Genomic DNA, 14,307 nt, shown 5'->3' with positions numbered 1-14,307 from the left:
TCAGAGTGCCGCCACGGCTTCGTCCGCCACCATGGCGCGGAGCCGCCGAGCTATGATCGCCTCGGCGTCGGCAACGATCCGGTCGACCAGGTCGCGCACGCTCGGAACATCGTGAATCAGGCCCTGCACTTGCCCGGCGGTCCAGATGCCGTGATCGAGGTCGCCGCTATCCAGCCCCTGCTTGCCGCGCGCGCCCTTCACCAGGTGCGCGATCTCCTCGAACGGCTTGCCTTCCGCTTCCGCCGCCAACACCGATTCGGCGATCGCGTTGCGCGCCACCCGCGCGGTGTTGCGAAAGCTGCGGAAGATCAGCGCCGTTGCCCGTTCGTCGTTCGCAACCATCGCTGCCTTGAAATTCTCGTGAATCGGCGCCTCCTTCGTCGCGCAGAAACGGGTGCCCATATTGATCCCGTCCGCACCGAGCGCGAGCGCCGCGGCCAGTCCGCGCCCGTCGCCGAACCCGCCCGAGGCGAGCATCGGGACCGACACCCTGTCCGCCGCCGCGGGGATGAGGATCAGGCCCGGGATGTCGTCCTCCCCCGGATGGCCCGCACATTCGAACCCGTCGATCGAGACCGCATCGACTCCCATCCGCTCCGCCGACAGCGCATGACGAACGGCAGTGCATTTGTGGATCACCTTCACGCCGTGCGCCTTGAAATGATCGACATGCTCCTGCGGCTTGTATCCTGCCGTCTCGACGATCCCGATCCCGCTTTCGATGATCGCCGCACGATATTCGGCATAAGGGGGCGGGCTGATCGACGGCAGGATCGTCAGGTTGACGCCGAACGGCCGGTCGGTGCTGTCGCGCGTCCGGACGATCTCCTTCGCCAGTGCCTCGGGCGTCGGCTGGGTCAGCGCAGTGAGGAAACCCAGCGCGCCCGAATTGGCAACGGCCGCAACCAGTTCAGCCGTGCCCACCCACATCATTCCGCCCTGGACGATGGGATGGTCGATCCCGAATGCCTCGGTAAAGCGGGTTCTCAGCATCATCCTCTCCCGGCACGGCTCACGGTGGATGCTATTAGTTATTTGCACAGTTAAGTCTAGAGTGTCTGTCCGTCGTCGATCGTGAAGACCCCGCCCGTGCTGTACCTGCTGGCATCCGAGGCGAGGTAGACCAGGATCGAATCGAGCGCATCATTGCCCATCAGGCGCCGGCGGGGCCATTTGGCGATCTGCCGCTTCCCCCCTTCGGTATCGAACCAGTCGGAGTTGAGCTCGGTGCGGATGTAACCGGGGCAGAGGATGTTCAGGTTGACCCCCTTGTTTGCCCAGTCACGCGCCAGCACGCGCCCGAGTTGCAGCACCGCCGCCTTGGACGCGCTGTACAGCGCGAGACCGGGAGAAACTGACTGCGCCGTGATCGACGAGATCAGCACGATTCGGCCATTCGAGCCTCCGGCGACGATCATCCGGCGCGCACCTTCCCGTGCGGTCAGAAATGCGCCGCGCACGTTGACGGCCATCACCTGGTCGAGCGCATCGACGGGCACGTTCAGCGCCGGACCTTCAAGGTTCATCCCGGCATTGGCGATCACCGTATCCACTGCACCGAATTCCGTCTCCGCCGCCCCATAAGCCGCCTGGACGGAGGCTTCGTCGGTCACGTCCATCGCCACCGCGACTGCCGTGCCGCCATCCGACCGGATTTCCGAGCAGATCTGGTCGAGCATTGCCGTACGTCGCGCAGCCAGCACCACCCGTGCACCCTGTCCGGCCAATATCCGCGCAAAACGCGCGCCCAAGCCGGAGGATGCTCCGGTCACCAGTGCCACGCGGCCTTCCAATCTCTCCACCACCACCTCCTTGATTAATTGAGTAGTTAGTCCGATAGCGCCCTAGCGCAAAGATGGACGGAGAGACAGGGATGGAACTCAATCCGGTGGCAAGACTGGAGATCGACGACGGCGTCGCGGTCCTGACGCTCGATTCACCGCCCGTGAATGCGCTGTCTGCCGATGTCCGCGAAGGACTTCAGCTCGGCTTTGAATCGGCGCTCGCCGATCCCCAGGTGCGTGCCATCGTCCTAGCCTGCGCGGGGCGCACGTTCATCGCCGGCGCCGACATTCGCGAGTTCGACGATCCCTCTCCGCGCGGCCCCAACCTTCACCAGGTCCAGGCCCTGATCGAGTCGTCCCCGAAACCCACCGTCGCCGCGCTCCATGGAACCGCGCTGGGTGGCGGGCTGGAGGTAGCACTAGTCTGTCATTTCCGGGTCGCCGTGCCGTCCGCGAAGCTGGGCCTGCCCGAAGTCGCGCTTGGCCTCCTGCCCGGCGCCGGCGGTACGCAGCGGCTGCCCCGGATCACCGGCGCGGCGACCACGCTCGAGATGATCGCGCTCGGTCGCCCCGTCTCCGCATCGAAGGCCCATGCAACCGGGCTGGTCGACGAGATCGTCGCAGAGGGTGCGCTGGTCGAACAGGCAGTGGCGTTTGCGCGCGCTGCGGCCGACGAAAATCGCCCGCTCATCCGGGTACGCGACCGGACGGAGGGGCTGGAGCTGGAATCGGGGCCCGAGCTCTTCGCCGCATTCAGGCAGAAGCACGCGCGCGCCTTTCGCGGCCTCAAGGCGCCCGAAAACATCATCCGGACGATCGAGGCGGCGGTCACGCTGCCGTTCGACGAAGGCATGAAGCGCGAGGCGGCGCTGTTCGCCGAACTGTTCTCCAGCCGGGAAGCAGCGGCGCAACGCTACCTCTTCTTCGCCGAGCGCGAAGCGGCGAAGGTGCCGGATATCCCCAGGAATACCCAGCAGATCGACGTCCGCACCGTCGGCGTGATCGGCGCCGGAACGATGGGCGGTGGCATCGCCATGAATTTCCTCAATGCCGGCATGCCGGTGACGCTGGTCGAGGCGAGGCAGGATGCGCTCGATCTCGGTGTCGCGACAATCCGGCGCAACTACCAGGTCACCGTCGACAAGGGGCGGATGAAGCCGGAGCAGCTGGAACGCTGCATGGCGCTGCTGACGCCGACCCTGGCGATGGAGGATCTGGGCGACGCCGATCTGATCATCGAGGCCGTGTTCGAAAAGCTCGAGCTGAAGCAGGAGATTTTCGGCAAGCTCGACGGGATCGCCAAGCCGGATGCCGTCTTGGCGACCAATACGAGCTTCCTCGACGTCGATGCGATCGCGGCGTCTACGAAGCGTCCCGACCATGTCGTCGGCATGCACTTCTTCTCGCCCGCGAACGTGATGAAACTGCTCGAGGTCGTGCGGGGCAAGCTGACAGCGCCCGAGGTCGTGGCCACCGCGATGGGAATCGGCCGCCGCATCGGCAAGGTTGCGGTGCTGAGTCGCGTCTGCGACGGCTTCATCGCCAATCGCATGATGGCCCCGCGCATGGCCGCGGCCGAGGCGCTGCTGCTCGAAGGACCGATGCCCTGGGATGTCGATGCCGCGATCGTCGACTATGGCTTTGCGATGGGGCCTTTCGCGATGCTTGACCTTGTCGGCCTCGACGTCATCGGTTGGGACGCGGCGACCAGCAGCGGATCGACGGTCGTCGAAGTGCTCTGCGAGATGGACCGCTGGGGGCAGAAGAAGCAGGGCGGCTTCTACGATTATGACGAGCAGCGCCGCGCGACTCCTTCGGAGGTCGCCGAAAAGGTGATCCGGGATTTCCAGGCGAAATCCGGTTCGGCACCCCGCAGATTCGCGGCGCAGGAGATTGTCGAGCGACTGCTGTTCCCGGTTGTGAACGAGGGCGCGAAGCTGCTCGGCGAAGGCATCCCGATCCGCGCATCCGACGTCGATATCGCGCTCGTCTATGGCTATGGCTGGCCGGTCTACACGGGCGGTCCGCTGTTCTGGGCGGATACTGTCGGTCTCGACCGAGTCATCGCTGGTCTTCGGGAGACCGGCCGGACACCGGCCCCACTGCTTGTCGAGCTTGCCGAGAAGGGCCAGCCGCTGCACCAAGTCCGCAACGCCGGCTGACCGACCGGAGAGGAGAGAGACATGCTGAACACCGCCGATCGCACCGGGTACGACGAGAATCACGAGCTGTTCCGCGAACAGGTGCGCAAGTTCTTCGAGGCGAAGCTGATTCCCAATCTCGAACGCTGGGAAGAGGCCGGGATCGTCGATCGCGAATTCTGGCGCGCTGCCGGCGAGACCGGCCTGCTCTGTCCCACCCTTCCGGAGGAATATGGCGGGCTAGGCCTCGACTTCGGCTACAATGCCGTCATCGGCGAGGAGCTGGCCTATACGGGCTCCGCAGTCGGCATCACACTTCAGTCCGATATCGTCGCCGACTACGTCCTTCACTACGGCTCGGAAGAGCAAAAGCGCGAGTGGCTGCCCAAGATGATCTCCGGCGAGGCGATCACTGCCATCGCCATGACCGAGCCGGGCACCGGCTCCGACCTCCAGGGCGTAAAGACCACCGCGCGTACGGACGGTAACCATTACGTGATCAATGGGTCGAAGACCTACATTACCAACGGCCAGAATGCCGACCTCGTCATCGTCGTCGCGAAGACCGATCCCGAACTGGGCGCCAAGGGGATCTCACTGATCCTGGTGGAAGCGACGCGCGAGGGCTTCGCGCGTGGGCGCAACCTTGATAAGATCGGCCAGCATTCGGGCGACACATCGGAACTGTTCTTCAACGACGTGCGCGTTCCGATCACCAACTGCCTGGGCGACGAAGGCAAGGGCTTCGTCTATCTGATGAGCCAGCTTCCCCAGGAGCGCCTGTCGATCGCGATCGGCGCACAGGCGGCTGCCCAGCGCGCGTTCGACGAAGGCCTCGCCTATGTGAAGGAGCGCAAGGCGTTCGGGAAAACCGTGTTCGACTTCCAGAATACGCGATTCGTCCTCGCCGATCTCGCGACCAAGCTTCAGGTCGGCTGGGCGCATATCGACTGGGCGTTGAAACGCCATGTCGAGGGCAAGCTGACGACCGCCGAGGCATCGGCGGCAAAGCTGTGGCACACCGAATTGCAGGGCGAGGTGTGCGACGCCGCGCTGCAACTCCATGGCGGGGCCGGCTATATGAACGAATACCCGATCGCCCGCTTCTGGCGCGATGCCCGCGTCAGCCGCATCTACGGCGGTACGAACGAGATCATGAAAGAAGTGATCGGCCGATCGCTATAGCGCACGAGTCTCCGCACCAGAACGCTACGGACGCTGACATCTTCAACCGGAAACCGAACTATGGGGGCTGGAGGTCTCCGAGGTCCGGCGACTGAAGGAGCTGGAGAGCGAGAAAGCGAGAAAGCGAGAAAGCGAGACGGGTTCGCTGAAGACTTTGTGGCGCACCATCCCCCTCCACAACAAAGCACGACCACTTCGGAACGAGCCAATTCCGGGCTCCTCTAACCGCGTCCACGCGGCGCGAAGGCCGGGAACTCGCGCTTCGGTGGATCGACGCGTGCGGCCCTGACAAGGCGGGCCGGAGCGGCTTCTGGACCTATACCGGGTGGACCGCTCCAACTTCTGGTGAAGCCCCTCGCGGGATCGGAACCTGTCTGATCATCGTCCGGCCGACGAGCCCGAAGGTCGCCGATCGCCCGCCCGGTCTTGCGTCAGAACCGCTTCGAAAGCAGCATTCGCAAGGTGCCTGCCGTCATCCCGCTGCCGAACCGGGCGCCCGTTTCGAAGTCGAGGCCCCAGCCGGAAAGGAGAAGGAACCTGCTGCCGACGGTCAGCTGATATTGGTCGCGGGTCCAGTTGCGCGTCGCCAGGCTGTAGAATGCCGCTCCGGGGATATCGGCATAGTCGAGCCATTGCGGGTCCGCATCCTGGAACTCGTGGCTCCATTCGAACCGCAGCCGCGGCTGGACGGACAAGTCTCCAAAGCGCTGTTCGGCCTCGATCCGCGCGCCGAGCGTGCCCGTCAGCGAGTCGAGGCTCCGCGCGTCGAAGCGGAGGTCGTACCGGCCCGCGCCCGATTCAACATAGGCGTCCAGATCCGCGTTCATGATCTCGCCCCGGCCATAGATCGACCAGCGGATCGAACCGCCCCCGCGGTCGATTCCCAGTGCGAGCGCCGCCACCGTGAACGCACCGTCGCGGCTGCCAAGCGCCACGCCGCGCGTCTCCTCGACCGTCCGCCGGGTCGAGAAGCTGAGATCGCCCACGCCGGCCATGCCGTCCACGAATGCGCCCTCGAACGGCGTCAGGCTGGCATAGGCCGCGAACAGGCTGCTCTGGCTGCGGACGCGCGCCGCCGATCCGCCGATCCAGCTGACGTCATTGCCATAGCCGCCGCCGATGCCGAGCACCGCTCCCTCGGCCAGCATGATATCGGCGCCGCCGCTCAATCCCGTCGTGGTCGCCGTGATCTTCGAGCGGTCGCGCGTCGCATCCTGCGTTCCGATATCGATGGCTCCGCCGCTCCACACCGCGACCGAACCCGGCTGGCGCCGCCCGTCGCCGGGGCCGGCATCGGCGCCATAGCCAGGCTCCTCGCCCGCTTGGCCGTTCGATTCCGCCGGAGCGACACCCACCGAGGATGTGCCCAGAAGACTGTCCGGTCGGTTGAGCATTCCGCCTCGATCGTAGCGGCCGGCGGGACTGTTCAGATAGGCGCCGATCGCCGGATCCTCCTCGCTCATCCGCATTCGCTGTGTGATCGCGAGCGCGGAATCGTCGGTGCCGGGCATCGCCTGGGGGAAAGCCCCTCCATCGCGGGAATTGAGCGTCACGCCCATTGCTGAGCCGCCCGAGCCGCCGCCGTTGTGCAGCTGCTCGGTGCGCCGCATGAAATTCGAGACCTGGCTGCGGGCGAAACGCCGAGTCGCCTCCGCCTGCGCGTCGCTGATTCCGCGGACGTTCGGATCGGTGGTCGGATCGGGCCGCGCACTCACCGTCACCGTCACCGTTGCGGGAGCCGAAGTCCCATAGGCGTTGCTCAGCGTATACTGCACGCTGATCGTGCCGCCGAAGCGATTGGCGGCGGTGACGTCGAGGCGATAGCCTTGGGTCGAGCCGGATCCGGTCGTCACGATCGTAGCGGTCGCCGCCGCTGCCGGGGTGACGGCCACAATGTTCGCCGCAGTGAACGGCCCGTTTGCGGCGCCCGCGGTGAGGTCCACCGATACCGTCTGGCCATCGCCGGTCGCTGCGCTGTGGGGGCTCGCCACCGGCGCTGCACCGACGACCTCGACCGTCACGGCAGCCGGGGAGGAAGTCCCGCCTGGCCCGACCGCCACGAAGGTGAAGCTGTCGGTTCCCACATAGCCGACCGCCGGCGTGTAGGTTGCGATCACTGTCGCGACGGCAAGCGCCCGGGTTCCCGAGCCGGCACTACCGGCGCCGGTGCTCTGCAACGTCACCGTGCCGTGCGCGGGCGGCGTATCGATGCGGATCGTGTCATATTGGCCCGATACGAGCGCGGACAGATCGATCTGGACACTGCCGTTCGGATCGACCGGCGTGTTGCCAGTCACTGTCTCGCTGCCCGGCTGTGCCACCGGCGGGGGCGGCGCTGCCACCGTCAGTCCGACCGTAGCCGCTGTCGAGGTCCCGCCGGGGCCGCTGGCGGTATAGGCGAAGCTGTCCGCACCCCAGTGACCCGCCGTGGGCACATAGGTGACCACAGTACCCGTGATCGTCGCCGTTCCGTGCGCCGGCGCGGATGCAATGGCGACGCTGGTGTAGACACCCGAAATCGAACCCGCGAGGTCGATCGCGGTACCCGCGCTATTGTATTCGACTGCCACGTCGCTGCGATCCGCGACGGTTGGCGGCGCAGGCACGGCAACGGTCAGCGTCACCGTCGCGGGAGTCGAAGTGCCGCCCGGGCCGCTCGCGGTATAGGTGAAGCTGTCGGCCCCATAATAGCCCGCGGTGGGCGTATAGGTGACGACATTGCCCGACACGCTCGCCGTCCCGTGCGCAGGCGCGCTCGCCACCGCGATGCTGCTGTGGACGCCGCTGATCGAAGCCGACAGGTCGATCGCCGTACCCGTGCTGTTGTAGGGCACGTTGGCGCTCGCATCGACGACGCTCGGTGCAGCCGGCGTCGCCACGGTGACGCTCACCGTCGCCGGAGCCGAGGTGCCGCCCGGGCCGCTCGCGGTATAGGTGAAGCTGTCGGCCCCATAATAGCCCGCGGTGGGCGTATAGGTGACGACATTGCCCGACACGCTCGCCGTCCCGTGCGCAGGCGCGCTCGCCACTGCGATGCTGCTGTGGACGCCGCTGATCGAAGCCGACAGGTCGATCGCCGTACCCGAGCTGTTGTAGGGCACCGTCGCGCTCGCCCCCGCGACTACGGGCGCCGGATAGCCGACGGTGATGGCCTGCTGCACCCGCGGTGCGGCGCCATAGTTGGCGTTGCCGGGCTGATCGGCATTCACCGTGCAGGTGCCGGCATCTGTGAAGCGCACCGTCCCGCCGGAGATGGTGCAGACCGCGCTCGAAGCGGGATCGATCGTGAAGACCACGGCCAGCCCCGAAGTCGCAGTTGCGGCGGGCACATAGGTGCTGCCCGGCGTGGCAGAGGAAGGGGGCGTCGATGTGAAGCTGACGGCCTGACTTGCTTGCCCGACCGCGAAGCTCTGCTGGACCCGCGGCGCCGCGGTATAGTTCGAGTTGCCGGCCTGATCCGCGTTGACCGTGCACGTGCCGGTTCCGGTGAAGCTCACCGTCCCGCCTGCGATCGAGCATACGCCGCTCGCGGCCGGGTCGATCGTGAAAGTCACGGCAAGCCCGGAGGTCGCGGTCGCGGTCGGCGCATAGGTTCCGCCGAATACCGCCGCCGACGGAGGCGCCGAGGTGAAGGCGATGGTCTGGCTCGCCTCGCCTACCGCAAAGCTCTGCTGTGCCTGCGGCGCCGCGCCATAATTCGCATTGCCAGGCTGGTTGGCGTTGATCGTGCAAGTGCCCGCGCCCGTGAAACTCACCGTTCCACCGGCAATGGTGCACACGCCGCTCGCGGCCGGATCGATCGTGAAGCTCACCGCCAGGCCCGAAGTGGCCGTCGCGCTCGGTGCATAGGTGCCGCCGAAGAGCGCAGGCGACGGAGGTGTCGAGGTGAAGCTGATCGTCTGGCTGGCCTGGGCCACCGTGACGGTCTGCTGTACCTGCGGCGCGGCACTGTAATTCGCGTTGCCCGCCTGGTTCGCGTTGATCGTGCAGGCGCCTGCGCCGGTGAAGGTCACAGTGCCGCCGGCGATCGTGCACACGCCGCCCGTGGCAGGATCGATCGTGAAGGTCACTGCGAGGCCCGAGGTCGCCGTCGCGCTCGGCGTGTAGGTGCCGCCGAATGCCGCCGGCGAAGGAGGCGTCGAAGTGAAGGCGATGGTCTGGCTCGTTTGGCCGACGGCGAAGCTCTGCTGGGCCTGCGGCGCAGCGCCATAGTTCGCATTACCCGCCTGATTGGCGTTGATCGTGCAAGTGCCTGCGCCCGTGAAGGTCACAGTGCCGCCCGCGATCGAACATACGCCGCTCGCGGCCGGATCGATCGTGAAGGTCACTGCGAGTCCTGAGGTGGCCGTCGCGGCCGGCGTATAGGTGCCGCCGAAGTTCGCCGGAGACGGAGGCGTCGAAGTGAAGCCGATCGTCTGGCTCGCCTGAGCTACCGTGATGGTCTGCTGCACTTGCGGCGCGGCGCTGAAATTCGCGTTCCCCGCCTGATTGGCGTTGATGGTGCACGTGCCGACGCCAGTGAAGCTCACCGTACCGCCTGCGATGGCGCAGACCGCGCCGGCGGCGGGATCGATGGTGAAGCTCACCGCCAGGCCCGAAGTCGCCGTCGCAGTTGGCGTATAGGTCCCGCCGAAGCTCGCGGGCGAAGGAGGCGTCGAGGTGAAGCCGATCGTCTGGTTCGCCTGAGTCACGGTGACGGTCTGCTGTGCCTGCGGCGCGGCGCTGTAATTCACGTTGCCAGGCTGATTGGCGTTGATCGTGCACGTGCCGGCGCCGGTGAAGCTCACCGTGCCTCCCGCGATCGTGCAAACTGCGCCGGACGTGGCATCGATGGCAAAGCTCACCGCCAGACCTGACGTGGCAGTCGCGCTCGGCGTATAGGTGCCGCCGAAGACGGCCGGCGCGGGCGGCGTCGACGTGAACGAGACCGTCTGGCTTGCCTGAGTGACCGACTGATTCGCGGAACCGCTGCTCGGCGCGTTGTTCGCGTCTCCCGAATAGGCGGCATCGACTGCGAAGGTTCCGGCCGTTGCCGGTGTGTAGCTGCAGCTTGCAGAGCCGCCTGCCACTGCAACGCTCGCGCACCCCGCGATCGGCGAGCCGCCGATGCTGAACGTCACGCTGCCGCTGGGCGAAGTGCCCGTGATAGTGGCCGTCGCGGTGACGGTCTGGCCGAAGGTCGAGGGGTTCGGAGCACTTGTCAGGCTCACCGAGCTCGCACGGGCAGCGATGCTGAGAGTCAGCGTGTTGCTGAGCTGGCTGAACGCGCCTGCGGGGCCGGCGCTGCTGTCGGTCACCGTCACGGTGAATGCATGATTTCCGGCTGTGCTCGGCGTTCCAGTGATGGTGCAGTTCGAATTCAGTGTCAGGCCGGGAAGCGTACCGCCCGCGAGCGCACAGCTATAGGGCGCAGTACCGCCGCTGGCGGTCACCGTCACGCCGGTGAGCGCCGTGTCCACCGTGCCGCTTCCGGCCAGCCCGATCGTGAGCGTCGGATCCCCGACGAGGACAGTCACCGTTGCCGGGGCGGAGGTGCCTCCGCCATTGCTGGCGGTGTAGGTGAAGCTGTCGTTGCCGCGGTAGCCGGCCGGCGGCGTGTAGCTCACCTGACCGCTGCTATCGATGCTCACCGAGCCGCCGCCGGACGTTGTCGCGGAGCCGACCGCATAGCCGGTCGGCGAGCCGCCGGTCACTTGCGCGGACAGGCTGAACGACTGCGGGGCCGCCGACCCCGGATTATAGGGCGCAGTGGTGCTGTAGGCGCCGGCGATCGGCGGAGCAGGCTGCGGCGTGACTGCATTCGACGCGGCCGACGCCGGACCGGTGCCCTGCGCATTGGTCGCGGTGACGGTGAAGGTATAGGCTTGGCCGTTGGTCAGCCCGGTCACGGTGATCGGCGAACCGCTGCCGCTGGCGGTCGCGCCCCCCGGAGAGGCTGTCACGGTGTAGCCGGTAATCGCCGCGCCGCCGTTCGAGGCCGGGGCGGCGAAGCTCACTGTCGCCTGGCCGTCGCCCGCCGTCGCAGTCCCGATCGTCGGCGCGCCGGGAGCCGTCGCGGCGATCGTGAACGACTGCTGGGCCTGCGGCGCGGCCGCATAGTTGGTGTTGCCCGACTGATTGCCATTGACGATGCAGGTGCCCGCACCGGTGAAGCTCACCGTCGCTCCCGCGATCGAGCAGGCGCCACTCGTCGAGCCGGCGTCGATCGAGAATGTCACCGGCAGGCCGGAAGTGGCGGTCGCGCTCGGCGCATAGCTGCCGCCTACGGTCGGACTTGCTGGCGCCGCTCCGAAGGTGATCGTCTGAGACGCCGGCGCGATCGCGAAGCTCTGCTGGGCCTGTGGCGCGGCATAATAGGAGGCGTCTCCAGACTGATTGGCATTGATCACGCAAGTGCCGACGCCGGTGTAGGTGACGACATTGCCTGCGATCGAGCAATAGCTCGTCGCGGCGGGATCGATCGTCAGCGTCACCGGCAGGCCGGACGTCGCCGTCGCAGTGACCGTATAGTTGCCGGTGTTGTACTGGGCAGTCGTCGGCGCGGCCGAATTGAACGCGATCGTCTGGTCCTGCTTCACCGTGAAGCTGCTGGTCGGCGAAGTGTTGGGCACTCCGTTGAGCGTCGCCACCGCGTAGACGGTATGCGAACCCGGCGCGAGCGGCGTCGGCTGCGCCAGGCTCCAGCTCGACCCGGCGACCGTGGCGGCACCGATGCTGGCGCCATCGACATGGACTTCGACGGTCGATCCGCTGGCGACCGTCCCCGAATAGGTCGGGCTGGTGCTCGATGCAGTGCCGCCATCGGCCGGCGAACTCACCGCGACAGCAGGCGGTGCGCGATATTCATACTGCGACGCCGCGCCGGTGCCGCTGGTCCCGCCCGGCGTGGTGACCGTGACGTTGACCGTGCCCGCGCTGGCCGGTCCCGGCACGGTGGCCGTGATCTGCGTGGCGGAAACAACGGTGACGCCGCTCGCGGCGGTTCCGCCGAACTGCACGCCGGTTGCGCCGCTGAGATCGGTGCCGGTGATGGTGACCGTGTTCCCGCCCGCCGTCGAACCGAAGGCCGGGCTAAGACCCGTGACGGTCGGCGCCGGAATATAGGTGAATCCGCCCGGCACGGCGCCGCTGGTGCCGCCGCCGGTGGTCACGGTGACGGCCACATTGCCGGCCGATTGAGCGGGAGTCGTAAAGCTCAGCGATGTCGCACCGGCGACGGTGACGCTGCCGGCGGGAAGCGTCGTTCCCCCGATCGTCACGCTGGTCGCGCCCGCGACGAACCCGGTGCCGGTGATCGTAGCGATGGTGCCGCCGGAGGCCGGGCCACTCGTCGGGGATATCGAGGTCGCTGTCGGCGCGGCGAGATAGGTGTAGCCGTTCGCCAGCGAATCGCTTCCGCCCGGGGTGGTCACCGCCACCGCGACTGCACCCGCGGCATGCGCAGGGGTGGTCACGCTGAGCGAATTGCCGTCGCCGGCGACGGTAATGCCCGTCCCCGGTGTGCCGCCGAAGGTCACGGAAGTGGCGCCGGTGAGATTCGAGCCGTTCACCGTAACCAGCGCGTTCCCACTGGCCGGACCGGAATCCGGTGAGACGGAGGAGACGGTCGGCGCTCCGCCGGAGCAGGATGCATCGACCAAGATCGTCGCCGCCGGCCCGTTGTTCGTCTCGCGAGTCGTGACGCCGACCATCGCCGTGTCGCTCGCGAAGGTGTAGGTGAGCGTGTACGTGCCGTCACCCGAGATATTCTGAACGACTGGAGCAAAGGAGCTGCTGCCGCTACCTGTCTCGAGGCGAAGGTTGATCGTGTTGCTGTTCGCTGAGGAATAGCTGGTGACGTTGAACGTGACCGTCACGGTCTCGCCCGCCGCGAAGCTGTACGAAGCCGTCGCGTCGGGCGCATAGATGGTGTCGCTGAACTGCGACGTGTTGCTCCACGCAGAGTTCCGGATCGCCGTTCCGGTTCCCGTTGCAAATGAAAAACGTCCGCCCGACCAGGTCGTGGAACCGCCATAGGTAGCGGTGGCGGTGAAATCGAGAATGCCGCTCTGAATGGCGCTGCAGGCAGAACTCTGCGCCGACGCGACCGTCGGCATCGCCGCCAGGCACAGGAGGGGCGCAGCCGCCACCGCGCGCCGGACAGCGCGGCCGTAAAGATCCGATCCGGAGACAGCCGAATCGGTTTTGCCCTTCGCCCAGTCCCCGAGTCGCCCCGCGACTCGCCACAGGCCCTGCGCCAGGCTTGCCCCCACCCGCATCACAGTACACCCCCGCACGTGCTTCTAAGCGCTTTACTTACTGATATTTTAGCTTTGGGCAAGTTCGACTCAACGCTTTCCAGCGCCAACAGTTGTGCAGCAGATGGATTTTGCCCGCTGTTGTAGCGCGAGTTGCTATTGCTATGGCGCGAATCGGTCTTTAGCCTCTCCTTCGCGCCCGAACGTCAGTCGCGGCTGGGCGGAGTTCCCGTAAGACAGTGCTACGAAGTCGCGGAGCCTTTCGGCATCCGCGAACACGCTCAGACGAAAGCCGGAACGTGACACGCAAAGGGAGTAGGCTCGATGGAATTCTATCTCACGCAAATTCTGTTCTTCGGCGCGAATTTCGCACCGCGTTCTTTCATGTTCTGCCAAGGGCAGATCATGTCGATTGCACAGCATACGGCGCTCTTCTCCCTGCTCGGCACCACCTATGGCGGCAATGGCCAGACGACGTTCGGTCTGCCCGATGCGCGGGGACGCGCCTTTCTTGGGCAGGGCCAGGGTCCGGGAACGAGCAACTACGCGCTGGGCCAGATGGCAGGCACGGAGACAACGACCCTCATCCTGCCGAACATGCCGGCGCATAATCACACCCTCGCTCCCGGAGGCGTGACGCTGAACGCGATGGCCGGAGTGTCTGCCCTTGAGGAGGTCAGCGAACCCGAAGCGAATGCGCATCTCGGCACCCCCCACAACACGAGCGGCGACAGCGTCGTGATCTACGTCCCCGCCGGAGCCACCGGCACAACGGTCCCGCTCGGCGGAGTCAGCCTCAATGGGTCGACCAGCATCGCCGGCAACAATGTCCCCATCAACAACATGCAGCCGTACACGGTGGTCAACGCGATCATCTGCGTCGAGGGCATCTTCCCCTCGCGGAACTGATTTTCGCGGCTTCGGCGGCCGCTCCGCTCTGAGCGGGGCGGCCGTGCGCTC

Annotated in this window: 6 protein-coding genes; 3 read left to right on the top strand and 3 right to left on the bottom strand. The window is 66.5% G+C overall.

The features are described 5' to 3' along the window. Both H7V21_RS13350 and H7V21_RS13345 read right to left on the bottom strand, forming a co-directional pair. The gene (locus H7V21_RS13350) at window positions 1-996 is read right to left on the bottom strand and encodes an NAD(P)H-dependent flavin oxidoreductase (protein WP_188054206.1); all 996 of its coding nucleotides are present in this window, start codon (window positions 994-996) and stop codon (window positions 1-3) included. Window positions 997-1,049: 53 nt separating this feature from the next. Beyond that, window positions 1,050-1,781 (bottom strand): SDR family NAD(P)-dependent oxidoreductase, encoded by a 732-nt coding sequence (locus H7V21_RS13345; RefSeq protein WP_262503881.1) that lies wholly within the window; start codon window positions 1,779-1,781, stop codon window positions 1,050-1,052. Between the two features lie 92 nt (window positions 1,782-1,873). Between H7V21_RS13345 and H7V21_RS13340 the strand changes: the two genes are divergently transcribed. Both H7V21_RS13340 and H7V21_RS13335 read left to right on the top strand, forming a co-directional pair. Continuing rightward, entirely contained in the window at window positions 1,874-3,946 is a 2,073-nt protein-coding gene (locus H7V21_RS13340) for a 3-hydroxyacyl-CoA dehydrogenase NAD-binding domain-containing protein (protein WP_188054204.1), read from the top strand. A 21-nt stretch (window positions 3,947-3,967) separates the two neighbouring features. After that, window positions 3,968-5,110 (top strand): acyl-CoA dehydrogenase family protein, encoded by a 1,143-nt coding sequence (locus tag H7V21_RS13335; protein ID WP_188054203.1) that lies wholly within the window; start codon window positions 3,968-3,970, stop codon window positions 5,108-5,110. 431 nt (window positions 5,111-5,541) lie between these two features. Here the strand turns inward: H7V21_RS13335 and H7V21_RS13330 are convergent, their stop codons facing one another. After that, window positions 5,542-13,239 (bottom strand): Ig-like domain-containing protein, encoded by a 7,698-nt coding sequence (locus tag H7V21_RS13330; RefSeq protein WP_188054202.1) that lies wholly within the window; start codon window positions 13,237-13,239, stop codon window positions 5,542-5,544. Window positions 13,240-13,671: 432 nt separating this feature from the next. Between H7V21_RS13330 and H7V21_RS13325 the strand changes: the two genes are divergently transcribed. Beyond that, window positions 13,672-14,256 carry a phage tail protein gene (locus H7V21_RS13325; protein WP_188054201.1) on the top strand — a complete coding sequence of 195 codons (585 nt, stop codon included), beginning with the start codon at window positions 13,672-13,674 and terminating at the stop codon, window positions 14,254-14,256. Window positions 14,257-14,307 lie beyond the last annotated feature (51 nt).

Origin of the sequence: Sphingosinithalassobacter sp. CS137, assembly GCF_014334115.1 — a bacterium.
GTDB lineage: Bacteria > Pseudomonadota > Alphaproteobacteria > Sphingomonadales > Sphingomonadaceae > Sphingomonas.
This window is presented reverse-complemented; position numbering and strand designations above follow the sequence as displayed.

Coding starts and splice junctions, on each gene's coding strand:
- H7V21_RS13340 (WP_188054204.1), top strand. CDS start 1,874: ATGGAACTCAATCCGGTGGCAAGACTGGAGATCGACGACGGCGTCGCG.
- H7V21_RS13335 (WP_188054203.1), top strand. CDS start 3,968: ATGCTGAACACCGCCGATCGCACCGGGTACGACGAGAATCACGAGCTG.
- H7V21_RS13325 (WP_188054201.1), top strand. CDS start 13,672: ATGGAATTCTATCTCACGCAAATTCTGTTCTTCGGCGCGAATTTCGCA.
- H7V21_RS13350 (WP_188054206.1), bottom strand. CDS start 996: ATGATGCTGAGAACCCGCTTTACCGAGGCATTCGGGATCGACCATCCC.